General features: G+C 60.3%; 24 protein-coding genes. 15 read left to right on the plus strand and 9 right to left on the minus strand.

Translation table 11 applies throughout. The features are described 5' to 3' along the window. Positions 1-44: 44 nt before the first annotated feature. From rpe to trpC, 6 genes are all read left to right on the plus strand, one after another. A complete protein-coding gene (gene rpe, locus QPL96_RS04825; RefSeq protein ID WP_303285936.1) occupies positions 45-731 on the plus strand; it encodes a ribulose-phosphate 3-epimerase in 687 nt (228 codons plus the stop codon). After that, positions 728-1,417: a phosphoglycolate phosphatase gene (locus QPL96_RS04830; RefSeq protein ID WP_303285937.1), complete on the plus strand. Its 690-nt coding sequence runs from the start codon at positions 728-730 to the stop codon at positions 1,415-1,417. The genes rpe and QPL96_RS04830 overlap by 4 nt, the downstream gene beginning before the upstream one ends. Positions 1,418-1,650: 233 nt before the next feature. Beyond that, positions 1,651-3,138 (plus strand): anthranilate synthase component I, encoded by a 1,488-nt coding sequence (gene trpE, locus QPL96_RS04835; protein WP_303285939.1) that lies wholly within the window; start codon positions 1,651-1,653, stop codon positions 3,136-3,138. Between the two features lie 16 nt (positions 3,139-3,154). Continuing rightward, on the plus strand, positions 3,155-3,736 hold the full coding sequence (locus QPL96_RS04840; protein ID WP_303285941.1) for an aminodeoxychorismate/anthranilate synthase component II: 582 nt from the start codon (positions 3,155-3,157) through the stop codon (positions 3,734-3,736). 11 nt (positions 3,737-3,747) lie between these two features. Beyond that, on the plus strand, positions 3,748-4,776 hold the full coding sequence (trpD, locus tag QPL96_RS04845; protein WP_303285942.1) for an anthranilate phosphoribosyltransferase: 1,029 nt from the start codon (positions 3,748-3,750) through the stop codon (positions 4,774-4,776). Between the two features lie 166 nt (positions 4,777-4,942). Further along, a complete protein-coding gene (gene trpC / locus QPL96_RS04850; protein ID WP_303285944.1) occupies positions 4,943-5,764 on the plus strand; it encodes an indole-3-glycerol phosphate synthase TrpC in 822 nt (273 codons plus the stop codon). 148 nt (positions 5,765-5,912) lie between these two features. Here the strand turns inward: trpC and QPL96_RS04855 are convergent, their stop codons facing one another. The 3 genes from QPL96_RS04855 to QPL96_RS04865 all read right to left on the minus strand — a co-directional run bounded on the left by QPL96_RS04855 (position 5,913) and on the right by QPL96_RS04865 (position 8,438). After that, positions 5,913-6,530 carry a DUF4202 domain-containing protein gene (locus QPL96_RS04855; protein ID WP_303285946.1) on the minus strand — a complete coding sequence of 206 codons (618 nt, stop codon included), beginning with the start codon at positions 6,528-6,530 and terminating at the stop codon, positions 5,913-5,915. A 36-nt stretch (positions 6,531-6,566) separates the two neighbouring features. Next, a complete protein-coding gene (locus tag QPL96_RS04860) occupies positions 6,567-7,184 on the minus strand; it encodes a glutathione S-transferase family protein (protein ID WP_303285947.1) in 618 nt (205 codons plus the stop codon). 279 nt (positions 7,185-7,463) lie between these two features. Then, positions 7,464-8,438 (minus strand): META domain-containing protein, encoded by a 975-nt coding sequence (locus QPL96_RS04865; protein WP_303285949.1) that lies wholly within the window; start codon positions 8,436-8,438, stop codon positions 7,464-7,466. Positions 8,439-8,576: 138 nt separating this feature from the next. Between QPL96_RS04865 and QPL96_RS04870 the strand changes: the two genes are divergently transcribed. From QPL96_RS04870 to modC, 5 genes are all read left to right on the plus strand, one after another. Continuing rightward, positions 8,577-9,323, plus strand: a complete 747-nt coding sequence (locus QPL96_RS04870) for a glutathione S-transferase family protein (protein WP_303285950.1) — start codon at positions 8,577-8,579, stop codon at positions 9,321-9,323. Between the two features lie 242 nt (positions 9,324-9,565). Continuing rightward, positions 9,566-10,507 (plus strand): alpha/beta fold hydrolase, encoded by a 942-nt coding sequence (locus tag QPL96_RS04875; RefSeq protein ID WP_303285951.1) that lies wholly within the window; start codon positions 9,566-9,568, stop codon positions 10,505-10,507. A 62-nt stretch (positions 10,508-10,569) separates the two neighbouring features. After that, on the plus strand, positions 10,570-11,328 hold the full coding sequence (modA, locus tag QPL96_RS04880) for a molybdate ABC transporter substrate-binding protein (RefSeq protein WP_303286141.1): 759 nt from the start codon (positions 10,570-10,572) through the stop codon (positions 11,326-11,328). Continuing rightward, a complete protein-coding gene (modB, locus tag QPL96_RS04885) occupies positions 11,328-12,008 on the plus strand; it encodes a molybdate ABC transporter permease subunit (protein WP_303285952.1) in 681 nt (226 codons plus the stop codon). The genes modA and modB overlap by 1 nt, the downstream gene beginning before the upstream one ends. Then, positions 12,005-13,087 (plus strand): molybdenum ABC transporter ATP-binding protein, encoded by a 1,083-nt coding sequence (gene modC, locus QPL96_RS04890; protein WP_303285953.1) that lies wholly within the window; start codon positions 12,005-12,007, stop codon positions 13,085-13,087. The genes modB and modC overlap by 4 nt, the downstream gene beginning before the upstream one ends. A gap of 60 nt (positions 13,088-13,147) precedes the next feature. Here the strand turns inward: modC and crp are convergent, their stop codons facing one another. Continuing rightward, positions 13,148-13,789: a cAMP-activated global transcriptional regulator CRP gene (gene crp / locus QPL96_RS04895; protein ID WP_007153756.1), complete on the minus strand. Its 642-nt coding sequence runs from the start codon at positions 13,787-13,789 to the stop codon at positions 13,148-13,150. Between the two features lie 264 nt (positions 13,790-14,053). Between crp and QPL96_RS04900 the strand changes: the two genes are divergently transcribed. From QPL96_RS04900 to QPL96_RS04910, 3 genes are all read left to right on the plus strand, one after another. After that, positions 14,054-14,476, plus strand: coding sequence for an OsmC family protein (locus QPL96_RS04900; protein WP_303285955.1), 423 nt, complete (start codon positions 14,054-14,056; stop codon positions 14,474-14,476). Between the two features lie 264 nt (positions 14,477-14,740). Continuing rightward, positions 14,741-15,535 carry an adenosylmethionine decarboxylase gene (gene speD, locus QPL96_RS04905; protein WP_303285956.1) on the plus strand — a complete coding sequence of 265 codons (795 nt, stop codon included), beginning with the start codon at positions 14,741-14,743 and terminating at the stop codon, positions 15,533-15,535. A 135-nt stretch (positions 15,536-15,670) separates the two neighbouring features. After that, positions 15,671-16,516 carry a pirin family protein gene (locus QPL96_RS04910; protein WP_303285957.1) on the plus strand — a complete coding sequence of 282 codons (846 nt, stop codon included), beginning with the start codon at positions 15,671-15,673 and terminating at the stop codon, positions 16,514-16,516. 13 nt (positions 16,517-16,529) lie between these two features. Here the strand turns inward: QPL96_RS04910 and QPL96_RS04915 are convergent, their stop codons facing one another. Both QPL96_RS04915 and QPL96_RS04920 read right to left on the minus strand, forming a co-directional pair. Then, positions 16,530-17,396: a phosphoribulokinase gene (locus QPL96_RS04915; RefSeq protein ID WP_303285959.1), complete on the minus strand. Its 867-nt coding sequence runs from the start codon at positions 17,394-17,396 to the stop codon at positions 16,530-16,532. Between the two features lie 18 nt (positions 17,397-17,414). After that, positions 17,415-21,179, minus strand: coding sequence for a DUF1631 family protein (locus QPL96_RS04920; RefSeq protein ID WP_303285960.1), 3,765 nt, complete (start codon positions 21,177-21,179; stop codon positions 17,415-17,417). 213 nt (positions 21,180-21,392) lie between these two features. Between QPL96_RS04920 and QPL96_RS04925 the strand changes: the two genes are divergently transcribed. Further along, complete coding sequence (locus tag QPL96_RS04925; RefSeq protein WP_303285961.1) at positions 21,393-22,418, plus strand: aminopeptidase; 1,026 nt, start codon at positions 21,393-21,395, stop codon at positions 22,416-22,418. On the opposite strand, the gene argA is transcribed toward QPL96_RS04925, so the two are convergent. The 3 genes from argA to QPL96_RS04940 form a co-directional block, all read right to left on the minus strand. Continuing rightward, on the minus strand, positions 22,392-23,699 hold the full coding sequence (gene argA / locus QPL96_RS04930) for an amino-acid N-acetyltransferase (RefSeq protein WP_303285963.1): 1,308 nt from the start codon (positions 23,697-23,699) through the stop codon (positions 22,392-22,394). The two genes, QPL96_RS04925 and argA, sit on opposite strands and share 27 nt — an antisense overlap. Before the next feature lie 187 nt (positions 23,700-23,886). Further along, positions 23,887-25,056: an acetylornithine deacetylase gene (gene argE / locus QPL96_RS04935; protein ID WP_303285964.1), complete on the minus strand. Its 1,170-nt coding sequence runs from the start codon at positions 25,054-25,056 to the stop codon at positions 23,887-23,889. 26 nt (positions 25,057-25,082) lie between these two features. After that, positions 25,083-26,333, minus strand: coding sequence for an acetylornithine deacetylase (locus tag QPL96_RS04940; protein ID WP_303285966.1), 1,251 nt, complete (start codon positions 26,331-26,333; stop codon positions 25,083-25,085). Positions 26,334-26,350 lie beyond the last annotated feature (17 nt).

The raw sequence follows: 26,350 nt of genomic DNA on the forward strand, positions 1-26,350 counted from the left end.
GGGCCGCTGGCCACGCCATTATCCATTGTTCTGAGAGAGCCGTCATGAACCCTTACCTGATTGCCCCATCCATCTTGTCCGCCGATTTTGCCCGGCTTGGCGAAGAAGTCGACAAGGTTCTGGCCGCCGGCGCCGATATCGTGCACTTCGATGTCATGGACAATCACTATGTGCCCAATCTCACCATCGGTCCCATGGTTTGCGAGGCGCTGCGCAAATACGGAGTAACCGCACCGATCGATGTCCACCTGATGGTCTCACCGGTGGACGACCTGATCCGCATGTTCATCGATGCCGGCGCCAGCTACATCACTTTCCATCCGGAAGCATCCAACCATATTGATCGTTCCCTGCAACTGATCCGCGAGGGTGGCTGCCAGGCTGGCCTGGTGTTCAATCCGGCCACGCCACTGCATTACATGGATCATGTGATGGATAAGCTGGACATGGTTCTGCTGATGTCGGTAAACCCCGGTTTCGGCGGCCAGAGGTTCATTCCCGGCACCCTCGATAAACTCCGTGAAGCCCGCAAGCGTATTGATGCCAGCAATTACAATATCCGGCTGGAAATCGACGGGGGCGTCAAAACCGACAACATCCGTGAAATCGCGGAGGCTGGCGCGGACACTTTCGTGGCCGGCTCCGCCGTCTTCAACACGGATGATTACAAGGCCACCATTGATGCCATGCGCGAAGAGCTGGAGCAGGCCCGCAGGGTGATCAGCCAATGAGTCTCGCGGGGCTGTTCGGTCCGCGCTGGCCCGGCGTTGCCCTGTTTGATCTGGACGGTACACTGGTGGACAGTGTGCCGGATCTGGCGGCGGCTGTCGATCAGATGCTGGAGCACCTGGGCCGTTCACCGGCCGGTATTGACCGGGTGCGGCAGTGGGTGGGCAACGGTGCCAGCGTTCTGGTGCGCCGGGCCCTGGCCGGCCAGGTGGAGTGGGAACCGGCGCGACCGAAAGACGATGCCCTGTTCAAGGATGCCCTGGCGATTTTCTATCACGCCTACGGCACCATCAATGGCCGGCACTCGGTGGTCTACGACGGCGTCGGGACCTGCCTGACGCACCTGAAGAATCAGGGCTGTCGCCTGGGTATCGTGACCAACAAGCCCGAGCAGTTTGTAGCACCACTGCTGGAGCAAATGGGACTGGATCACTGGTTCGAACTGAGCGTGGGCGGTGACACCCTGACAGTGAAGAAGCCCGACCCCGCCCCCCTGCTTCATGCCATGGAGACACTGGGCGGAACCCGGGGGACCACGGTGATGGTAGGCGACTCAGCGGCCGATATAAATGCAGCCCTGGCTGCGGGCATTCCCTGCGTGGCGGTCCGCTACGGATACAACTTCGGACCGGCAGTCGATACCCTGGGTGCCGACGCCGTTGTTGATTCCCTGGCCGAGCTTTTGTAATCTCACAAGGAACTGACATTGAACACTTCTTTACGGGAGATTCCTGCCGTGCAGGGACTGAATCTGACTGCAGCGCGAGGCATCCTGACCACCCGCGCAACACGATGGTGGCGATGGCGCACTGGCTGAGCAAGCCCGGCGGTTCACTGGCACCCGCCTGTCGAGACCGCAGCACCTGATGGAAGCACTTGGCTTTCGTCCACAATGCAGATCAGATTTCAGGAAACCGTACCATGACACCCGAGCAATTCTCTGAGCTCGCCAACGCCGGCTTTAACCGTATCCCCGTGTACCGCGAGGTGCTGGCCGACCTCGACACGCCTCTGAGCACTTATCTCAAACTCGCCAGCGGGCCCTGTTCCTACCTGTTCGAGTCCGTCCAGGGCGGCGAGAAATGGGGCCGTTACTCCATCATCGGCTTGCCCAGCCATGAAGTGCTGAAGGTGTTTGACCATCGGGTCGAGATCAGCCGCGGCGGCGAGATTGTCGAAGCCGAAGAGGTGGACGATCCGCTGGCCTTCGTGGAAGCCTACCAGAGGCGCTTTCACGCTCCGGATCTGGACGAGCTGCCCCGGTTTAACGGCGGCCTGGTGGGCTACTTCGGCTATGACACCGTGCGCTATATTGAAAAGCGCCTGCGCAAGAGTTGCCCGCCGGATCGTATCGGCACACCGGACATCCTGCTGATGGTATCCAATGAAATCGTGGTGTTCGACAACCTGCGCGGCAAGCTGCACCTGATTGTCCACGCCGATCCGGCTGTTGACGGGGCCTTTACCCAGGCCCAGGCCCGCATTGATGAACTGGAAAACCGCCTGCACCGGCAGACCGCCGATGCCCCCCGCACCCCGGAACATCTTCGTGGCAAAGCGGTAGACGAGAGCGACTTCATCTCCGGTTTCACCCAGGACAAATTCGAAGCCGCGGTGGACAGGATCAAGGGCTACGTGCTCGACGGTGACGTCATGCAGGCCGTTATCTCCCAGCGAATGTCGATCCCGTTCGAAGCGCCGCCCCTGAACCTGTACCGGTCGCTGCGGGTGCTGAACCCGTCACCGTACATGTATTTCCTGGATCTGGGAGACTTTCATATTGTCGGCTCATCCCCGGAGATCCTGGCCCGGGTGGAAGACGGGGAAGTCACCGTGCGCCCCATCGCCGGCACCCGCAGGCGCGGCGCCACCGATGCCGAGGACAAGGCGCTGGAGGCGGAACTGCTGGCCGACCCGAAGGAAATCGCCGAGCACCTGATGCTGATCGATCTGGGCCGCAACGACGCCGGCCGGGTTTCGGAAACCGGCACGGTTCGGCTCACCGACAAGATGATCGTGGAGCGCTATTCCCACGTGATGCACATTGTTTCCAACGTCACCGGCCGGCTGAAGGACAACACCAGTTGCCTGGACGTGCTGCGCGCCACCCTGCCCGCCGGTACCCTCAGTGGTGCGCCCAAGATCCGGGCCATGGAAATCATCGATGAGCTGGAGCCGGTCAAACGCGGCGTTTACGGCGGTGCCGTGGGCTATCTGTCGTTCAACGGCAACATGGATACGGCGATTGCCATCCGTACCGCCGTGATCAAGGACAACACCCTGCACATCCAGGCCGGTGCCGGCGTGGTGGCCGATTCGGTGCCCCGTCTTGAGTGGAAGGAAACCATGAACAAGGGCCGTGCCATTTTCCGCGCGGTGGCCATGACCTACAACGATTTCGACCACTGAGGCGGAGGAACGGATTATGCTGCTGATGATCGATAACTACGATTCCTTCACCTACAACGTGGTGCAGTATCTGGCGGAACTGGGCGCCGAAGTGCAGGTGTACCGCAACGATGAAATAACCGTTGAACAGATCGAAGCCCTGAATCCGGAGCGCCTGGTGATTTCCCCGGGCCCCTGCACCCCGAACGAGGCGGGCCTCTCCATGGAAGCCATCCGGCACTTTGCCGGCAAGCTGCCGATCCTGGGCATCTGCCTTGGCCACCAGGCCATTGGCCAGGTCTATGGCGGCGACATCATCCGCGCCGGACGCGTGATGCATGGCAAGGTATCCCCGGTGTTCCACAAGGATACCGGCGTGTTCCGTGGCCTGATCAACCCACTGCAGGCGACCCGTTACCACAGCCTGGTGATCGACAAGACCACCCTGCCCGACTGCCTGGACGTGACCGCCTGGACCCGCAACGACGACGGCTCCATTGAGGAAATCATGGGAGTGCGTCACAAGACATTGCCGATCGAGGGCGTGCAGTTCCACCCGGAGTCTATTATGACCGAACAGGGTCACGAACTGCTGCGCAACTTTCTGAGAACACACTAAGAGGCCGACACATGGACATGAAAGAAGCTCTCAACCGCATTGCCTCCAACCTGGACCTGTCCCGGGAGGAAATGAAGGACGTGATGCGCATCGTCATGAACGGCGAGGCCACGGACGCTCAGATCGGCGCGTTTCTCATGGGTTTGCGCCTGAAAAGCGAAACCATCGATGAAATCACCGGCGCCACCGAGGTGATGCGCGAGCTGGCCACCAGGGTCACCGTGAACGCGGAGCCGCTGGTAGACATTGTCGGCACCGGCGGCGACGGCGCCAACCTGCTCAACGTCTCCTCCGCCGCCTCCTTCGTGGTGGCGGCCGCTGGTGGCTTCGTGGCCAAGCACGGTAACCGCGGCGTCTCCTCCAAAAGCGGCAGTGCCGATCTGATCGAGAAGGCCGGCATAAACCTCGACATGAAACCGGAAGAAGTGGCGCGCTGCGTGGAGCAGATTGGGGTCGGTTTCATGTTCGCCCCGGCCCATCACGGGGCGATGAAGCACGCCATCGGCCCCCGCAAGGAGCTGGGCTGCCGGACCATTTTTAACATTCTCGGCCCGATGACCAATCCGGCGGGCGTGAAACGCCAACTGATCGGCGTGTTCACCCGGGAACTGTGCCGCCCCATGGCGGAGGTACTGCAACGATTGGGCGCGGAGCACATCATGGTGGTGCATTCCAAAGACGGGCTAGATGAAATCAGTCTGGCCAGCGCCACCCACGTGGCCGAGCTGAAAGACGGCAAGATCAGCGAATACGACATCACACCCGAGGATCTCGGCATCAAGAGCCAGTCGCTGGTGGGCCTGACTGTGGACACAGCCGACGATTCCCTGAAGCTGATCAAAGCCGCCTTCGGACGTGGCCACGACGAAATGGCTGAGAAAGCTCGTGACCTGATTGCCCTGAACGCTGGTGCTGCGATTTATGTAGCGGGCCTGGCGAAGACGCCGAAAGAAGGCGTGGATATGGCCCTGGACGCCATGGGCTCGGGCCTTGCCGCTGGCAAGATGTCGGAGCTGGCTGATTTTTCTCAGTGCTTTTGATCGGATGAGCCTGCCAGATTTCGGCAGGACGACCCGGTGGGGCAGGGCTTTCCAAAACACGCCCGTGAATACGTCCCTGTAGGGCTTGGCTGCAGCCATCCATGGCTGCAGACAGTTTTGGAAAGCCCTGCCCCACTGGCTCTCGCTAACTATTTGCAGGCCGCTAATGACTGAACGACATTTGGACAAGACACCGACGATCCTTCGAAAGATTGTTGATCGGAAGTGGGAAGAAATCGACGAGCGCAAACGAAAGGTCTCGATTGCAGATCTGAAGGCTAAAGCTGGTGATCAACCGGCAGCGAGAGGTTTTACCAATGCCCTGCGCAGTCGAATTGAACAGCGCACTCCCGCTGTTATCGCCGAGATCAAGAAAGCCTCACCGAGCAAGGGCATCCTACGGGATCTGTTCGAGCCGGCCGTTATTGCCGAGAGCTACGAGACCGGCGGCGCTGCCTGTCTGTCTGTGCTTACTGACCGCGACTTCTTCCAAGGTCATGAGGATTACCTGGTTGCCGCCCGCAATGCCTGCAGCCTGCCGGTGATCCGCAAGGACTTCATGGTCGCTCCCTACCAGGTCTATGAAAGCCGGGCCATAGGCGCCGACTGCATCCTCCTGATCGCTGCCTGCCTGACCAAAGACCAGATGCAGGAGCTGGAAGGTATTGCCCATGAGATCGGTCTGGATGTTCTGGCGGAAGTGCACGATGGCGCCGAGCTGGACGATGCCCTGACGCTGACGACACCCCTGGTGGGCATCAACAACCGCAATCTGCATACTTTCGACGTTTCTCTGGACACCACCTTTGACCTGCACGAGCGAATTTCACAGGATCGGCTGACTATTACCGAGAGTGGCATCATGACGCGCAACGACGTGGAGGCCATGACCAGCCGCGGAATTTACGGTTTCTTGGTGGGTGAGTCATTCATACGAGCCGAGGAGCCTGGCAGCAAATTGCGGGAATTGTTTTTCTGGGAAGACTAACCGAATAAGCCGATACGGGGTGGCAGCTAGGGCTGACCAAAATCGTGCGGAGCCATGGATGGCGGAGCCGAGCGTATAGGGAGGTATTTACAGCGTATTTTGGTCAGCCCTAGCTGCCACCCCGTGCACGGAATTTGGCAACAACAGGTCACTCCCCAGGCTCAGCCAAAGCCTCCTGCAGCAACCCCAATAAATGCGCGGGCATCCCCTCAGCCAGCCTGAGCGCCGCCTCTTGCCCCCGTGGCGACATCTTGCCCCAGGTCCGACGCACGATGCGTAGCCACTTCTCCCGGTCGTAGTCCGCTTTCTCCTCGTAGAAATCCGCGAAGTAACGCTCGAGGAACACCATGCAGGCAACGTCCTCAAGGAGCTGGGTGTCCTCATCCTGCCTGAGCTCCCGCTTGGTCAGAATGGTCTCCACCCGCTCACATTCTTCTGGCGGATAGCCGCAGCCCGCCATGATCTCCGCAGCCCGCCGACCATGCATCCGACCACACGCCTGGCGCCATTGATAGTAGGCTTTGCGGCCCTCCGGATAATTCTTGCGGGGCATTGTCCAGCGCTCAATGTGCTGGGCCCGGCAGGCGATCTGCATGCGCTCGGAAGGTTGGGGCTCAAGCTCGAACAGCCAGCGCGTCATATGCAGGCTGTAGGCATATTCCTTCGGCAGAAGGTCATCGCCAACACGCTCCGGGTTCGGGTCTGCCTGATTCGCCGTGTCGATAGCCTCCAGCGCGCATTGAAGGCTTGAATCCGTAGGGGTCATTATCTTCTCTCTTCCAGCAACAGGATGCGCCGGGCCTCAGGCCTGTGCCGAGGGGCGGGCTTTGATGCGATCATACCAGGCCTGCAAATTGGTCTGCTCCGGCTTGATGCGGATGCTCACTACCCGGGCGAAAGCCGCCGCGGTGAAGGCATTGATGTCCGCCGCGGTGAACCGGTCGCAGCAGATGTACTCTTTACCCTCCAACTGCTTATCGAGGAAATGCATGAACTTCTCCACATTCTTGCCGCATTCCTCACCCCATTCCTTGATCGGGTTCATCCGGTCCTTGAAGTAACCGGTGGTGTGCTGGAAACACATGCCGGTGGGCATGAAAAAGTAGTATTCGATCCAGCGCAGCCACTGTTCGAGTTGTGCTTTTTCCAACGGCGTGTCGCCCAGCAGGCGCGGCGTATCCGGATAACTTTCCTCGAAGTAGCGACAAATGGCCATGGTTTCAGCAATGCAGGTACCGTCGTCCAGTTCCATTACCGGCACCTTCTTCATCGGGTTCCGGGCGGCGTATTCCGGCGTCAGATTCTCGCCCTTCTGAAGGTCGATTTCGATGAAATCCGCCTTGTCGAGCAGGCCTTTTTCGGCCATGAACATGCGCACGCGGCGGGGATTGGGGGCAGTCTTGGTTTCGAAGATTTTCATTGTTATCGGCTCCGTTCCTGATGAATGGCGGCTTTGGCGCTTGAGAACGGGAAGACTGACCGGAAAGAGGAGTTGCGTCAAGCACCCGGTGCAACCGGGACAGCCAGTTTCAGACCTGCAACGCCAGTGAACGATGCAGTTAACTGATGTGATACACCAAGCCCCGATCTACATCGCGTTCTCTCCGGGGAACCAGGACTCAGAAAAGCTCAGCAACCTTCTTTCAGAAGGGACACGAGCCCTGAAGAGATCCGGGCGGATAGAGCAGATTATGGCCCGCTATGGGCTCACATGGTCAGACTGAAAAGCCCGAATCGTATCGCCTTCCTGCGTGGACAGGCGTAATTCCCCCTGTCGCCCGATTTTCGCTGAGGCGACGCTTGCCAGCAGATTGAGAAAACGGTCCTCCTGTCGCATCAGAGCCGGTGCGCACGCCATCCGGGTTATCGCCACCTGCCCGAAGGCAATCCCCTCATCGCCGAGCTTGTAGCTGCCCGTGTAGCGGTTACACGAGGAGCGGCCGGCAATCCGGTTATCCTCAAGAAACTTGATCGTGATTTGCGAGCGATCAATGATTCCGCTGCCCGCGAGATCCTCAACAACCCATTCAGCACCTCTGAACAGGCGTTGCGGATCGCCACCACAGCCATTGAACTCCCCGCCATTGACGGCGAGGCGCACCTGCGCCGGATACTGGGCGCCCGACATGCTGTCCTCACAGAGCTGCCGGGCAACGGTCAGGGTAATTGGAAGATCATCCAGCGTTGCAACAAATTCCCGGCCGTGCCGGTTGGCGGTCTGCAGTTCCACCGGAATGCGCCGGGTTCCGTCCTCTTCGTAGGGCCTCGTCAGCAAAAGCGCCTGACCCTCAATCGTCACATGCCAGAAAGGTTCGTTGCCCCTGGCCTCAAAAGGCATCTCCAGGCCACCCGGCGGCAGGCATTCGGGATAGGTCTGCCCCTGTATGGCCAGGGTTGCTCTCTCACCCTTGCTCCAGAAACGGGTCGTTTCATCTCCGGGAGCAACATACAGAGCACCGGATGCACTCTCCGCTGGCTTCAGCAAAATGCGCCGGTCAAGATAGTCTACGCTGATCAGATTGCTATCTTCGGTACCGGATACTGCGATCTCAAGCTGCCCGCAGGAGTAAACCCCGGAAACAGGCTTACTACCTTCGGGCAAGGAAGAGCAGGCAGTGGCGGCAAGTCCGGAGGCGGTGACGACAGACAGCATCAAAACTCGTCCTGAGCGCATGGTCAGTTCCCTTGAAGACATGGATACAGACGCACAGTGTAAAACCCAACAGTCGCGAAAGCCAATCAATCCCAAGGCAAGGCTTCTTATACAGAGCCGCCGGCATTATGCTAAAGGGCCGGATTCAGGAGACAACCCATGGCACTGAAACTCTACCAATTTGCCATTTCCCATTACTGCGAAAAAATCCGCTGGGCCCTGGATTACAAGGGGCTCAACCATGTAACCGTCAGCCTGCTGCCTGGCCAGCATGTAAAAACCGTACGGAAACTGACGGGCAAGGCGTCATCAGTTCCAGTGCTCGATCACGATGGGCAGATCGTTCAGGGCTCGGCGCGGATTCTGGACTATCTCGATGAGACCTTCCCTGAACCGTCGCTGACTCCGGATGATCCGGAATTGCGGACGCAGGCGCTGGCCTGGGAGCGCCGACTGGACGACGAAGCCGGGCCTGCCATTCGCTGTTACTACTACCACCACTTTCTCCAGCGGCCGAAAATCCTGGTGCCCATGCTGGCCGCCGGTACACCCTACTATAACCGGATACTGCTGAGCCTGACCTTCAGCCGGGTTGACGAAGTCATGCGCCAATGGATGAAGATCAACGAGAAAACCGCCGGGAAGTCCCGGCAGGTAATGGAGGGCCTGCTCAACGAACTGGCCGGGATATACAGCCAACAGCCGTTTCTGGCCGGTGACCGTTTTTCGCGGGCCGACCTGACCGCCGCAGCGCTGTTTTCCCCCCTGTTCCAGCCACCGGAATACCCGGTGCCCTGGCCCAAACCCGCGCGCATCCCGAAAGGCATCAAAGCCTGGCTGGACCAGTGGCGACCCCAACTCCAGACACTGGAGAAAATTTACGCGGGCCATCGGAAGCCACACTGACACCTGGGATGGGCTGTTCGGCACGGGTGTTGATGAGCACACCAGGGAGCGCCGGGAGTACGGCATTACCCGGCCGGCGCATGCCACTGGCCTGATTGCGCTCCGGACCCACGAATACGTGGACCTGTTCCGCGACATAGCCCCGCCCGGCGGATTATTGTCTCGCCTCACACATTTGTGGAAACCGCCGGAGTGGCAACGCCCGGCAACGGAAAAGAACAATAAGGAACCGGGCAGTCACCATGAACGAACATCCCCTGACGCTGAACGCACCTGATGGCCACACGATAACCGGGACCGTCTTTACCCCATCGGAGCCTGTCGCCATTCTCGTCATCAGCCACGGCATGGCCGAACACGGCGACCGATACAGACCACTGGCCCGCTGGCTCGGCGAGCACGGCGTGGCCGCTGTCACCTTCCATCATCGGGGCCATGGCCCGGCCTGCCCTTCCGGGGGCCTGGGGCACTATGCCGACCAACAGGGTTGGGCCAGCGTGGTTGCCGATCTGCACCGGGTGGTTCAATACAGCCATTTGCAGCTTCCTGGCCTGCCGCTGCATCTGCTGGGCCACAGCATGGGCTCTTTTATCGCCCAGAGCTACGCCCAGAAACATGGCGACACCCTGGACACCCTGATCCTCAGCGCCACCAACCGCATTGACCGAGGCCAACTGCTCGCGTCCCGGGCCCTGATCGGTCTGATCCGCCTTGTTCGCGGCAAACGGCACCGGAGCCGCCTGGTGGCCCGAATAACCTTTGAGCAGTTCAACCGCAAGTTCCGCCCGAACCGCAGCGGCTTTGACTGGCTGAGCCGGGACCGGGAACAGGTGGACCGGTATATTTCGGACCCCGTCTGCGGGTTCGACTGCACGGTCGGCCTCTGGTGGGACTTTATCGGCGGGATGTTGAGTATTTCGCCATCTGCCTGGCGCAAGGACCTGCCGGTGCACCTGTTCTCCGGCACAGCCGACGCAGTGGGTGAAATGGGGCGGGGTGTCCGGCGGCATTTTCAGTTGATCCGGGAAGCGGGACTGGAGAAAGTTACCCTGCGATTGTTCGAAGGCGGCCGACATGAGATGCTCAACGAGACCAACCGGGACGAGGTCTGGGATTACCTTCGGTCGCTGTGCCTGGCACCGGACTTACTGGCGAAAGCAGCGCACCCGGAAATGTCACCATAGACTCATGCCATCATTGATTGAACCTGTAAGGACGTTGTATGGGTTATCCTCTGGCCCGAGGTATGTTCCGTACCCTGGTGCCGCTCCTGTCTGGCGCCGCCATGACCGTCGCCGTCGCGGGCGAAGTCAGACTTGGCGTTGCTGCCAACTTCACCGACACCACCCGGGAACTGGTTGAACAGTTTGAAGCCGAAACCGGCCACAGGGTGTCCGCCAGCTTCGGCTCCACCGGCAAGCTGTACGCCCAGATCAGGAACGGCGCACCGTTCGACGTGTTCATGGCCGCGGACGCGCTCCGGCCGGCACTGGTTGAGGAAGATCAGGCCGGTGTCCCCGCTACCCGCTTCACCTATGCCCGGGGCGAGCTGGCGCTCTGGAGTCCGACGCCCAACGCCTTCGGGGATGCCGAGAACTACCTGTCTGAACAGCCCTTCGCCAGACTGGCCATTGCCAATCCGAAAACCGCTCCCTACGGCCTGGCGGCAAAGCAGGTTCTGGAACGCCTGGGCCATTGGGAGGCACTGCAGGCAAAACTGGTCCGCGGCGATTCCATCGCACAGGCCTTCCAGTTCGTTGTCAGTCGCAACGCCCAGGCCGGCTTTTTGGCCCTGTCTCAGGTAAAATCCTGGAAAGACGACGAAGGCACCCTGTGGCGCGTGCCCCAGACCTATTACCAGCCCATTGACCAGCAGGCCATCCTGTTGAACCGTGGCGCCGGCAAGGAGGCCGCCATGGCCTGGATGGACTTCCTGAAATCAGACACCGCCATCGCCATTATCCAGGGCCATGGTTACGAAACGGATTACGACACTGCCAACTGATGCTTGAAACCTACTGGGACCCGGTCTGGCTGACGCTCAGACTGGCCACGATGACGACTCTGCTGCTGCTGCTCATCGGCACACCCATTGCCTGGTGGCTGGCCCGGACCAGGCATTGGCTGCGCCAGCCTGTCGCTGCGGTGGTTGCCCTGCCCCTGGTGCTACCGCCAACCGTGCTCGGTTTCTACCTGTTGCTGGTCATGGGGCCGGAGGGCTGGATTGGCCAGATAACCCAATCCCTGGGTATCGGGCTGCTGCCATTCACCTTCGAGGGCCTGGTGGTGGCGTCGGTGATCTATTCCCTGCCATTTACCGTTCAACCCCTGCAGAACGCTTTCGAGGCCGTTGGTGATGGCTTCATGGAAGTCGCTGCCACACTCCGCGCGGCTCCCTGGGACCGCTTCCTGTTTGTCGCTGTGCCTCTCGCGCACAACGGCTTCCTGACCGCCGCCGTGCTGACCTTTGCCCATACCATCGGGGAATTCGGCGTGATCCTGATGATCGGGGGCAACATCCCCGGCGAAACCAAGGTGTTGTCGGTGGCCATCTACGACCATGTGGAATCCCTGGAATACACCGAGGCCCACTGGTTGTCTGCCGGCATGGTGGTGTTCTCGTTTGTGGTTCTGGTAACCCTCTATGCGCTCAACGGCAAAGCCCGCTCGGGAGCGATCAGATGACCGCGACCGACACGATCCGTGCCCGCTTCCAATGCACTTTCCCCGGCTTCAGCCTGGACGTTGACCTGACCCTGCCAGGCACCGGCATCACCGCCCTGTTCGGGCATTCCGGCTGCGGCAAAACCACCCTGCTTCGGTGTATGGCGGGCCTCCAGGGCGCCCGGGGAACCATGACCGTTCTCGGCGAGCCCTGGCAGACTGACGAGATAGCCCGACCGGTACATAAGCGCCCCCTGGCCTATGTGTTCCAGGACACCCACCTGTTCCCCCATCTGAACGTGCGAAAGAACCTGGAGTTCGGCTATTGGCGCATTCCCGCGCGGGAGCGACAGATCGGTTTCGACGATGCCGTTCGCTGGCTGGGTCTGGAATCGCACCTGAGCCGCATGCCCGCAGGCCTGTCCGGCGGAGAACGCCAGCGGGTCGCGATTGCCCGGGCGCTGCTCACCAGCCCGAGGCTGTTGCTGATGGACGAGCCATTGTCTGCCCTGGACCGTGCCAGCAAACAGGACATTCTCCCCTATCTCGAGCGGCTGCGCGACACCCTGGCGATTCCGATTGTCTACGTATCCCATTCCACTGCGGAAGTGGCCCGCCTGGCGGATCATATCGTGATGATGAAGGGGGGCCGGGTGGTGGCGCAGGGACCGCTGCGAGAAACCCTGGCCGGCACCGAAAACCCTTTCCGCCTGGAGGGTAACGCCGGGGTTCTGCTGGAAGGCCACATCATCGATCTGGACGAGCAATGGCATCTGGCCCTGTTCAGATTCGACGGCGGCCAGCTCTGGCTACGCCGGGATAACAGGCTGAAACCGGGAGACAGGGTCCGGGTGCAGGTTCTCGCCCGGGATATCAGCCTCGCGCTCACAGAGAATTCCGACCAGAGTATCCAGAACCTGGTTCCGGCAACCATTAACCGGGTCGATCCGGATGTGGCTCCCGGCATCAGCCTCGTGCGACTGTTGGCCGGCCCGACCCCGTTCCTCTCGCGACTGACCACCCGCTCGGTCGCCCAGCTTGGTCTGGAGCCAGGCAGGCAGGTGTGGATGCAGATAAAATCCGTTGCCCTGGTAGACTGACCCGACCGAAAAAACCGCTGGTTTCAGCGGCCTTTTCGGAACAGCGGGTACCAGCGAAGCTCAGCGGGTGCCGTAAACCACCATGGTCTTGCCCTTAACCCGGACCAGCCCCTGATCTTCGAGGGTTTTCAGGACCCGGCCGACCATCTCCCGGGAACAGCCAACAATGCGACCGATTTCCTGTCGGGTGATCTTGATCTGCATGCCATCGGGATGGGTCATGGCATCGGGTTCCTTGCACAGGTCGAGCAACGTCCTCGCCACACGGCCGGTGACATCCAGAAACGCCAGGTCGCCGACTTTGCGAGTGGTCTGGCGCAGCCGGGAGGCCATCTGCTCGCCAATGAAGTACAGTACCCGGGGATCCTGCTGGGCAATCTCCCGGAACTTGGTATAGCTGATTTCGGCCACTTCGCATTCGGTCTTGGCCTTCACCCAGGCACTGCGGGAATCCATGTTGTCGAACAACCCCATCTCACCGAAAAAATCACCGGCGTTAAGATAGGCCATGATCATCTCGCGGCCGTCGTCATCCTCGATGATGACGGTTACCGAGCCCTTGACGATGTAAAACAGGGAGTCACTCTTGTCCCCGGCGTAAATAATCGTACTCTTCGCGGGATAGCGCCGACGATGGCACTGCGACAGGAAGTAATCCAGATGCTTGGTTTTCTGCTCAACCGGCTTGACGATAGTGGCCATAATGCGAGTCGTGCCTCCTCAGATACTGGCGGGTTCCAGTGTTTGTTATTCACCCGGCTTTCCGTGCGGGTTCGTTCTTTTTTCCTGCAAATCTGCGCAACTTATAACAAGAAGGCCTGTTGCGGGCAACCGGAAAGAGTATACAACATGTATCCGGGCCCGGCTGCTCCCCCTCGCGGGTTGTGCTAGCATCCGGCCTCATATTATCGATATCGGCGCTGCGTGTAACACCAGCCAATTAAAACCACAATGGAGAAGCACCCCATGAAAGCAACCGTCGACTGGACCGGCAACGCCAGCTTCAAGGTCACCAGTGGCAGTGGCCACGGTGTTCAGCTCGATGGCCCGCCCGATCATGGTGGCCAGAATCTGGGCCCCCGCCCGATGGAGATGCTGCTGATGGGGCTGGGTGGCTGCTCGTCCTTCGATGTCATGAACATTCTCAGCAAAAGCCGGCAGGACGTGACGGCCTGCCATGCCCAGCTTGAAGCGGAGCGGGCCGATGCCGTACCAGCCGTGTTTACCCGGATTCACCTGCATTTCGTGGTCACCGGTAACCAGTTGAGGGAAAACCTGGTCAAGCGGGCCGTCAGCCTCTCGGCCGAGAAGTATTGCTCGGCGTCCATCATGCTCGAAAAAGCCGGCGTTGAAATTACCCACAGTTACGAAGTCCGCGAGGCGGAATAGTCCGGCAGGCGGAGCTCCGGGAATCCGGCCCAGACCCTCTACTTCCCATTTTTCGCAGGCCGGGTGCATGGGAAGTTACGGATGCTAAAATGTCATTGCAAATACTATTCAACGCCACTTGCGGTGTGCATAATACGCACCCTCTCCGCCGGTCTGCGCAAAAGGTGAACAACCCGGTCAGTAGTCGGTGGCGGCCTCGGCAGAGCATCTACATCTAACAGCAGCTCTGCAGTCATTCATCTCCACGATCCGGAGGGGCTGAGCATGGAATCGAAACTCCAGCTGCATGGTTTTAACAACCTGACCAAATCCCTGAGCTTCAACATCTACGACATCTGTTATGCGCAGACCGAAGATCAACGCAAGGCCTACATTGATTACATCGATGAGATGTACAACGCCGAGCGGCTGACCCAGATTCTGACAGACGTGGTCAAGATTGTCGGCGCCAACGTTCTGAACATCGCGCGGCAGGATTACGAGCCCCACGGCGCCTCTGTCACCATGCTGATTGCCGAGCATGAGCTCACCAGCGGCGAAGAGCCCGACAACGAAGAATCTCCGGGCCCGCTGCCGGATACCATCGTGGCGCATCTGGACAAGAGCCACGTCACCGTCCACACCTACCCGGAGAGCCACCCCCACGATGGCGTGAGCACCTTCCGGGCAGACATCGACGTGTCCACCTGCGGCCTGATTTCGCCGCTGAAGGTGCTGAACTACCTGATCCACAGCTTTGATTCCGATGTGGTCACCGTGGATTACCGGGTTCGCGGCTTCACCCGCGACGTGGACGGTACCAAGCACTACATTGATCATGACATCAACTCGATCCAGAACTATCTGACCGAAGATACCCAGAATGCGTATCAGATGATCGATGTGAATGTGTACCAGGAGAACCTGTTCCACACCAAGATGATGCTGAAGAATTTCAACCTCGATAACTATGTATTCGGTGTCAATGCCAGTGACCTTGGGCCACGGGAAGCCCAGTCCATTGAGGACCGCCTGCGGCGCGAAATGCTGGAGATTTTCTACTCCCGAAACGTGGAATAAGTATTCACCGGTGGCGTCCTGAACGGGCGCCACCGGTCCTTCAGTTTTTTTGATGTCACCCGCCAGATTTCTGCGTTTTATACTCGCCTCTCCTCCTGATTAAATTATCACCAGAGCACACGAGAGGAGGACACCATGACCCTGCGCTCCCTGAAACAGATTATTCCCGCACTGGAAACATCCGACGGTGCCGGTGTGCGTATCAAACGCTCCATTGGCCAGCGGCAGAATGTTCGCCTGGACCCCTTCCTGATGCTGGACGAGTTCGGCTCAGCCGAGGCGGCCGACTACATTGCCGGCTTTCCGTCTCACCCCCACCGCGGATTTGAGACCGTGACCTACATGATCGAGGGGCATATGCTGCACGAGGATCATCTCGGTAACCGTGGCAATCTGCACAATGGCGGCGTGCAGTGGATGACCGCAGGCCGTGGCATCATTCATTCGGAGATGCCCCAGCAGGAGGAAGGCGTGATGCGCGGCTTCCAGCTCTGGCTGAACCTGCCCGCCGCAGAAAAGATGACCGAGGCCGGTTACCATGACATCCAGCCCGAAGAGATCCCGGAGATCACCTTTGACGGTGGTACGGTGAAGCTGATCGCCGGGGCAATGGTGGTCGGTGGCCAATCCCATCGCGGAGCCATGCCCGACCGCAGCACCCAGCCAGTGTACGCGGACATTCACCTGGCTTCCGGCGCCAGCGTTACCCTGCCGGTTCCGGAGACTCACAACGGCATGCTTTACCTGTACGAGGGAGACGCCCGGCTCAGTGACGCCGACCTGCAGCGCAGTGCCGCCAACATCCTCGGTGACGGGGACGGGGTCCGTCTCCAAGCCGGAAACGCGGGTGCACGCCTGCTGCTGATTGCCGGCAAGCCCATCGGTGAGCCAGTGGTTCAGTATGGTCCGTTCGTGATGAACACCCGCGAAGAAATTGAGCGGGCGCTTCGTGATTACCGGGATGGCCGCCTGACCGCTTAACAGCCGCAGGCGCTCAGGCGAACGGCTTTCGGGCCATCAGCTGCTGGACCAGGGGCCTGACAATCAGGTCCATGGCCAGCGGCATTTTTGTGCCAGGAATCACCAGGGTGTCGTGGCGTGACAGGCTGCTGCCGGAAATCACCTGCAGCAGATACGGAAACTCAACGTCCGAAGGGTCCCGGAACCGGATCACCAGCATGCTCTCATCTTCGGTCGGTACGTCCCGGACCACGAAGGGATTGGAGGTATCCACCAGCGGAATGCGCTGGAAGTTGATGTGGGTGTGGGAAAACTGCGGCACGATGTCGTGAACGTAATCGTCCATGCGGTTGATGATAGTCTCCACAACCGCCTCCTGACTGTAGCCACGGTTATGGGTGTCCCGGTGGATCTTCTGGATCCACTCGAGATTGACGATGGGCACCACCCCGATCATCAGGTCCACATACTGGGCAATGTTGCAGGTTTCGCTGACCACCCCGCCATGCAAGCCTTCGTAAAACAGCAGGTCGGTGTCCGCGGGCAGTGGTCCCCAGGGGGTAAAGGTCCCCGGCTTGTGGCCAGATGCCACCAGTTTCCGGTCTTCGTCGTGAACATACTGCCGGTAACGACCATTACCGGTGTGACCATAATCGTAGAAAAGCGCTTCCAGCTTGTCGATGTGGTTAGCCGCCAGGGCGAAATGGTTACGCTCGCCAAACTGTCCCTTGGTCGCCAGCCGGGCCATCTGCTCCCGGTTGTAGCGGTGAAAGCTGTCACCGCTGACCATGGCCGCATTCAGCCCCTCACTGGCGAACATCCGGCTGAAAATCTGGCCGGTGGTGGTGGTCCCCGCCCCGGATGAACCGGTAACGGCGATAATCGGATGGCGTTTTGACATAGGGGCAGCGTGCCGGAATCAGGTGAGGCTGTCGAGCAAACGGGGCTTTTCGACCACAAAGCCCTGGGCGTAATCCACACCCAACTGGCGGAGCATATCCAGTACATCCCGCGATTCGACCTGGGAAGCGATCACCTCCCGTTTCATATAATGGGCCATATCCACCATAGAGCGTACCATCGCGCGGTCAGTTTCGCTGGTCGACAGCTGGCCGGTAAAGGCATTGTCGATCTTGATCAGATCCACCGGCAGTGAACGCATGAACTCGAAGGAACTGGGGCCACTGCCAAAGTTACCAAGGCAGAACCGGCATCCGAGTTCCTTCAGCTCCAGGATAAAGTCCGCCACCGACTGGACATCATTAATTGCAGAAGCCTCGGTGAGCTCGAACCAGAGTCGCTCGATAGGTGCCTCCTTCTCGCTCAGTTTTTCGTAAATAAACTCCAGCAGCGTCTGATCATTCAGGGAGTAGCCGGAAAGGTTGATACACACACCGCCAAAATGCCGGGGGTCTGGCGCCTGCTCCCTGAGCCAGTCCAGCATGTGGCCTACGACCCAGCGATCCACGGCCTGCATACGATCATAGCGCTCGGCCATACGGACAAAGTCCCGGCCGGTAATCAGGTTGCCCTCGTCATCGTACATGCTGATCAGCACTTCGTACTGGGCCGCCATGGACGCATTAGCGTGCAGGGGTATGATTTTCTGGCACCGCAACAGCATTCGCTCTTCGTTCAGATTACTGAGGCTGGCTACCTTGGCGGCAATCTGCTCCTGGCGGGCCTGATCTTCGGCGCCCAGCGCATATTCCGAAACCTTGCCATGGCCCTGCTGCCGGGACGCGGCCAACGCCTGTTCCGAGGCCCGTAACCAGCGTTCGGCACTCACCAGCGCCGGTAGCGTAGGCACCACACCGATACTGGCGGAAAGCCGGTAAACCCGTCCGCCGAAGGTAAACTCCGCTTCTTCGACAGCCTGAATAAGGTTTTCCGCCGCCTCGGTGGCACTTTCCGAGGGCACCAGCATGGCAAACTCGTTCCCTGCAAGCCGGGCTACGGGCATACCGTCGCCCACATGGCTGCGAAGAAGGTCAGCGACCCGTTTCAGGGTTTCATCACCGGCCTGGTAGCCCGCCGTGTCGTTAAGCAGACGGAAGCGGCGAAGATCCAGCCGCACCAGGGATCGCTCGTCTTCCCTTCTGGCCAGTTGCTGATCCAGCATGCGCTCGAATTCACGGCGGCCCAGAAGCTTGGTCAGCTCATCGTGGGTGGAGGCCCATGACAGCTGGTCATAAACCTTGCGCACCATCCGGTCGACACTCTCATCCACCAGGGGCCGCTCATACTGGCTGTCCGGCACAATGATGCCTTTGCGCATATGCCGGGCCAGAGCCTCAAGCTCCAGTTCCACCACCCGCATACCCTGGTGATTCACAAATACAAAACGACTGAATCCGCGGGCAATCCAGACCAGCCGGATATATTGCGGCTCCTCCGGTTTTTCCTGATCCCGGAGCCAGTCCCCTGTGCGCAGTTTCTGGGCACGGTTGATCCAGCGCTGCAGGCTGCGTTGTTCGCGGTCAGATAATTTCTTGGCATCGATCTGGTCCGGCTTTGCCGGCGGGATCTCGACCAGCTCGGGCGATTTATCCGGACGGCGAACCAGAAACTGCTTGAGCTCGTTCCGGATCTGGGAGGACGGCATGTGATTGCTGGAAATGGAGGCGAGACCATCCTGAATCACCCGCAACAGCTCTGGCAGATTGATGGCGCTGTCGGGATCGTCGGCAAACGAAAGCAGGGAATCGATCACTGCCAGGTAATCCTGCCACAACTGGCTGTCCGGGCCCTGGCGAATCCAGGTCAGCGAGAGCAAATCCCGCCAGCCGCCGTCCAGCAGGCTCAGCACAGCCTTTGGCACCTTGCGCCCACCCAGTTTCTGGTTCAGGACCTCGGTCACGGCTTTTTTTGATTCGGCAACCTTCTGGGCACCCTCTGCGGCGGCCGTCACCCGCTCGACATTTCTGCGATACACCAGATTCTGGCGGTCAATCAGGGTATCCAGTTCCTGAACGGTGTGCTCGAACACTCCGGTGTCCTGCTCGAAATCGGTGGTAATGCGGTGAACAAGCTCATCCACCCGCCGCTGGACCACAGGATTAAGCCGGCCACCCTTGACCCCCAGCTGGGCCAGACGATTCATTACACCACGAACGGGGCTTTCCTGGTCGTCGAAAAACGCGGGGTCCCGCATGACCACCTTGAGCACCGGCACTTCCAGTTGCCGCATACGCTGCTGGGCGTAGTCACTGAGCTTGGGGCTTTCCACCACGGAACGGAAAAACCGGTCAACCACGTCCAGTGTGCCCTGCTGCTCATCATCCAACCGGTTATCACCACTTTCCCGGATCTTCTCGACAACCCGTTCCCTGAGCGGCGCCACCTCGGCCCCGGAATCCATCGCCTGTGCCTGCAGTTGCTGCAGTTCCCGTTGCAGTTCTCCGGACGATAGCGGGCGGGCGTTGGGCTGGAACGGCACAGGTTCGGGGTCGCCCCGCGCCACACGGCTTGCGGTCAGCGTATTGAGCAGGTTCCGTACGGTCGCAAAGGCGGTTTGCGCCGCCTGGGCGTAGCCCCGGAACCCGCTACCGGGCATGCCGGGTTTGCGGTGGGTAGCATTTTCGGAGGCAGCGGCCTTTTCCGGTTCCGGTTCAGGGGCAGTGGCCGGTTTTTCTTCCGGGCGCGGCGGTGCCGGCCTGGCCTGCGCCGGCTTTTCATCACCCTTCACACCGGCCTGTTCGCTCAAGTACTTGCTCAGATCCAGATCCGGCAGGACGCCATGACGAATCAGGATATTGTTCAGTTCCTCGTAAAGAGGCCCCAGCTGTTGCAGAACGGTCTGCTCAAACACCCGCAGGCAGACTTTTTCTACCTCACGGGTGGCCCTGAGCTGGCTCAGTCCACTATGGAAGGCCTCACAAACCAGTGATGGCCCGAGGGGGTTGTGATGCCCGGTGGCGTTGGCAATACCCAGATTGTCGAGGCGCAGCTTCAACTGCAGCAGGTCACCCCGGTACCGGGTATCCGCCTTGGTGACCATCACCCGGATGGTCAGCCAGTCCTCGAATTCGCCCTTGTCCACCACGGACAGCTCTGAACCGGGAAAGCCCCTGGGGGCCGGTTTGAGGGGAGATTCCAGGCTACGGGCCATGTGGTGCCACATGACGCGCTGACGGGCCTGGATCTGGCCAGATGCGTCCATGTATTCATTGGCCTGCTGATCATTCGGGGCTTTCCGGGCAGCCTGCTTGAGCCCGTCGACCATCTGCACAAAACAGGCATCCATCAGCGGCTCAATAAACTGAATGACCGCTTTGGCAGACTGGAGTAAAACAAACTGGACCCGGTCACTGGGGGCGCGCAGGGAGGCGCGGTCCTGGTTCCGGGAGCTACCGCACTGCCGCAGCATGGCATCCACGGCTTCCGGATTCGGTCGGGTAAAATTCACCCCCATCGCCCCATCAATACGCCGGACGACGGCAACGTGCAGCTCATGGCGACGAGCACCATCCAGGCCGCGGAAACGCACGACCAACTCCGGCGGCGTACCGGACGCAAAGGCCCGCTCAAGCTTGTGGGAGGTTTCACCGGAATAGCGAACAAACAGGCCCTCCGGACAGAAATCTGAAATCTGACACGGCCAGGACTCGCCGGTTCCCAGATCAATCTGGGCGGCAAGTTTGATGGGTTGGCGGGGGCTGTTACGACGTTCTCTTGGATCCATGAGCTACCTGATATCTCGCTAAGCCGGAGTAATCGCCGGACCCACAGTCCGACACCGACTCACGTCCCTGAAACGGCGGCGGATGCCACCTGCTACTATGGGAACCCTGACTGTACTATAGCGGCCTGGCCGTCACCGGCAAACCCATCCACTATAATATCCTGACCCATGAAACAGCTTAGTCAGATCTATCTATTTTTGCTACTGGTAACAATGCTGAACGGCTGTTCGGCCATTGGCTACTATTCGCAGGCGGCCGGCGGTCACCTATCACTGATGATGTCGGGGGAACCCGTGGAAGCGGTGCTCTCCGACAACACGGCTCCGGCAGAACTGCGGGAAAAACTTGGCCTGGCCCGACAGGCCCGGGAATTCGCGGCTCAACGACTGGCCCTGCCGGTGGGAGGTGCCTTCAGTGACTATGTCCGGCTTGACAGGCCCTGGGTGGTGGTCAACCTGGTGGCGGTTCCCGAGTTCTCTCTGGAGCCCCATCGCTGGTGTTACCCCATCCTGGGCTGCCAGGCCTACCGGGGATATTTCAGTCTGGCGGATGCCCGTGCCGAACAGACCAGATTCCGGGACAGGGGGTTTGATACCTTTATTGGCGGCGTGACCGCCTATTCCACCCTCGGCTGGTTTGATGACCCGCTGCACACCGGCTTTACCCGACTGCCGGAGGACCGCATGGTCGCGCTCATGTTCCATGAACTGGCCCACCGCGTTGTCTATATTGCCGATGACACCGCGTTTAACGAGAGCTTCGCCACAGCGGTGGAGCTGGAAGGGCTCAGGCTCTGGCTGTCGGAGCAGGGCAAACCCGGACAATTCCGGGAGGCGCTGGAACGCCTCATTCGCCGTAACCAGACCCTTGCCCTGGTCGAGGACGTCAGCACCCGGCTGGAAGCACTGTACACCCGCCAGGACCGCCTGCCGGAAGAACAGCTGCGCGCCCGCAAGGCGACCATACTCGAAGACCTGGCTCTCGCCTATCACCAGCTTACCGCCGACTGGCCCGAGCCCGGCCCCTTCGGCCCGCCGCCGGTCAGTCTCAACAATGCCAATCTCGCGCTGTTCCGGCAGTACAACCAGCACCTGCCGGCATTCCGACAGATGCTGCGGGACGCAGGGTACGACTTCCCGGGCTTTTACCGGGCCGTCGAGGCGCTGTCTGAAACACCCGAACCTCAGAGGTCAGAGTACCTGGCCGTCCTGTCAGAGCGGTTTGAAGAACACCTTTGAATTCCGCCGGGTGTTGTAGGAAGCCAGCTTGGGGCCCGGCAGAGCCTGCACGGTTGAGGGCTGGAAGCCACGTTCCCGGAACCAGTGCTCGGTCTGGGTGGTGAGTACAAACAGCTTCCGGATACCCTGGCCCCTGGCCAGTTTCTCAACCATCGCCAGAATCTCATCGCCCCGCCCGGCCCGGCGGTAGGTCGGATCTACCGCAAAGCAGGACAACTCACCGGCGCCCTCATCCGGGTAACTATAGAGGGCCGCACAGCCCACGATAGTGCCGTCGCGCTCGGCCACCACAAACCGGTCGATTTCGGTTTCCAGCATTTCCCGGGAGCGGCGCACCAGAATGCCCTGTTCTTCCAGCGGCTGGATCAGCTCCAGAATGCCGCCAATGTCTTCCACCCTGGCCTGGCGGAACTGCTCATAGTGATCACCACTGACCAGGGTGCCGGAACCGTCCCGGGTAAACAGTTCCTCCAGCAGCGCGCCGTCGTCCACATAACTGATAATGTGCGCCCGTCGCACGCCCTTCACACAGGCATCACAGGCGGCTCTGAGCAGGTCGGCATCGTGACCGGTCACGGCACCGGCAGCAAGCCGCTCGGACGCCTGGCGCGCCGACAGCTCCCGAATCAGGGTGCCATCCTCTTCCTGCAAGCCGGGATCATCAATAAACACAATCAGTTTCTCGGCCTGCAGCGCGGCCGCCACCTGGCTGCCAACATCCTCGTAGGAGAGGTTAAAGGTGTCCCCGGTGGGCGAGTAGCCCATCGGCGGTAACAGCACAATGTGCCCCAGCTCCAGCAATTTCTCGATACCGGCGACATCGACCCGGCGAACCCTGCCGGTATGGCCGAAATCAATACCGTCCAGCACGCCCACCGGCTTGGCGGCCACATAATTGCCGCTGGAAACCCGGATGCGGGCATTATGCATGGGGGAATTCACCAGCCCCATGGACAAGTGGCTCTCCAGATAGGCCCTCAGGCCACCGATCGCCTCCATCACCATGCCCAGATGATTCTCGGGCGTAATCCGCAGACTCCGGGCAAACGACGACTCCACACCGGCACCATCCAGGCGCGCCTGGATCTGCGGACGGGCGCCGAAGGCAACGACCAGCCGAACGCCGAGGCTGCTCAGCAAAGCGATGTCATGAACAATGTTGATGAAATTCTCATGCGCAATGGCATCCCCGGGAATGGTCAGCACCACCGTGTGGCCGCGATGAGCATTGATGTAGGGGGATGAGTGGCGGAATCCATGCAGCCAGTCGTTTGATTTCAATGCGAGTACTCCAATCGTTTTCTTTGGGCGGCCTGCAGATCAGTCTGACGAACACTGTCGGGGGCCCGCTCCAGAACCGTGGAGCGCCAGGGATGGCGCGACCGAGCCCTACAGGGACGTATTCACGGGCGTGTTTTGGAGCAGGCCCCCGACAGTGTTCAGCCCCCTATTTGACCCGGACTCCGAGCTAAAGGCAAAACTGCCGGATAAGCCCTTGTAGTACTCTCACCGTCGGCGCCAGCTGGGAAAGCTCGATATATTCGTCTGGCTGGTGCGCCTGATCGATGGAACCAGGCCCCATAACCAGGGTTTCCAGGCCCAGTTTCTGCAGCCAGGGGGCTTCGGTGGCAAAGGCAACGGCATGGGCCGTGTGGCCGGTCAACTGCTCGCAGGCTTTGACCAGGGCGGCATCGGCCGGGGTCTCGAACGGGGGAACACCGTCAAACAGGGGTTCGAACAGCATGGACAACTCACGGCGCTCGGCCACCGGCCGGACCTTGTTGAGGATCGCCTGGCGCAGGGTTTCCATATTCATGCCCGGCAGGGGGCGCAGATCGAAGTGCAGCTCGCAACGGGCGCAGATGCGGTTGGGGTTGTCACCACCGTGGATGCAGCCGAGGTTCAGGGTCGGCACCTGAACTTCGAAGCTGGGGTTCCGGTACTGTTCCTGCCATGCCGAGCGGAGAGCCAGCAGCTCGGTCATGGCTTCGTGCATCCCTTCCAGGGCATTACGGCCCAGGGCCGGATTGGAGGAATGGCCGGACTGGCCCTCGAACTTCAGGCGCTCCATCATGATGCCCTTGTGCATGCGCACCGGCTTCAGACTGGTGGGTTCTCCAATGACCGCGTAGCGGGCCCTGGGCTTGCCGGCCTCGGCCAGTGCCCGGGCGCCATCCATGGAGCTCTCCTCGTCTGCGGTGGCCAGAATGATCAGGGGTTGCTTCAGGTCTTTCCCGACAAAGGCCCTGGCGGCTTCGATGGCCAGCGGGAAAAAGCCTTTCATGTCGCATGTGCCCAACCCGTACCAGCGGTTGTCCCGCTCGGTCAGGGTAAACGGGTCGCTCTGCCAGCGCTTGTCATCAAAGGGCACAGTGTCAGTATGGCCGGACAACACCAGGCCGCCCGGGCCGCTGCCCAGGGTTGCAATCAGGTTGAACTTGCCGGGCATGCCCGGCACTGGCAGGACCTCTACAGAAAACCGGAGAGCTTTCAACCACTCTTCCAGGGTCCGCACCACCGGCTCGTTGCTGTGATCCCACTCCGCCGAGGCACTGCTGATGGACGGCAGGGAGACCAGGCGGGCAAGCATGTCGCGGATGCCCGGTACCGCTATGGTCTTGCTATCGGACTGCGACATAGTTTCCTCTCAGATTCCCGACGGAATCATTGTGCACGGCCGCGCCGCCACACTTCAAAATTGGTAATGGCGCGGATCAGCATCGGGTAGGCAACTTCTCCGCCGGCAACCACCCGGGCCACCTCAAGTTCCTTTTCGCTGACACTCACCAGACGGCCGTCCACAACCCTGTCGTTGGAGAGCGTCACCCGGACCTTATAATCAATCCATTGGTCCGCATTCGCCATATCCGCCACATACCAGCCTTCGACGCCCGGGTTCTCCCGCGGCACGACAGGGTCTACCGCGATGTCTGGGACTTCCGCCCTCACTGGCCGGGCTTCCGTGAGATAGACATCAGGGACCGCCGCGCCATTATAGCGCACTGGCCAGCTGTGGCCGGCCTGCTTCGCCTCTTCAGCTCTGACCGGAATACCGAACAAGGCCTCGCCGGGCCGGAGACTCACCGTAAGCTCACCACCTTCCAGTAACCACTGCCGATACAGTGCCTTCAACTGATCGCTTGGCTCCAATCCCCGGGCTTCCAGCCCCGCTACAAGTGCGTCCAGTGAACGCCCGGCCCATTCGCCGGGCTCAACGCCCGCCTCGCGGGCGCAATAGGCGGCGATGCGACGCATCAGGCCAGCATCCCGCAGGGTCAGTTGCAGGGGCTCCGTGCTGCTGGATACCGTAATTTCTCCGTCCTGCAAACGGACTCTGGCGGCTGGCCAGTCCAGTTCCAGGCTACCGGTACTGATGGTATTCAGTTCGGCATGAATACGATCAGGATTCTGGTGCAGAAAGGCTTCGCCAGCCAGACCGGCAATCCCCATCCGGATCAGATCCCCGCTTCCAAGCTGCTGGCGAGGCTCCGGGGCACAGGAGAGAACAAACAGGGCCTGCTCGCCTTCACTGTCCACACCCTCCGCAGTGACCCAGTTGCGCAACATGGCGGGGTCCAGGATCAGGCTCAGACCCTCCAGTCTTACAGACCACTGCGCCGGCATTCGGGAGGGGGCGGCGAGGCCGGTCAGCAGGTTGACCGGAGAACCCGCATCAAACTCGGCACGGGCTATGTTCAGGGGCTGGGTCAGTTCAAAATCATGCCAGCTCGCGCCGTTGAGAACCACACGACCTTCCACACCCGAACCGATGCTGCCCCGGTGCAGCACTCCAAACTCCGCCAGCGCCTGCCGTGCGCCTGCCATTCGCTGGTCTGCCAACCACCAGACGCCCGTCTTGAACGCGGCAAGGCCGACCAGGGCCAGTATTACCAGCGTCGCTAACAGGCGTCTCATCCGGTAACTCCTTGCCG

The organism is Marinobacter sp. SS8-8, from assembly GCF_030540945.1.
GTDB lineage: Bacteria > Pseudomonadota > Gammaproteobacteria > Pseudomonadales > Oleiphilaceae > Marinobacter.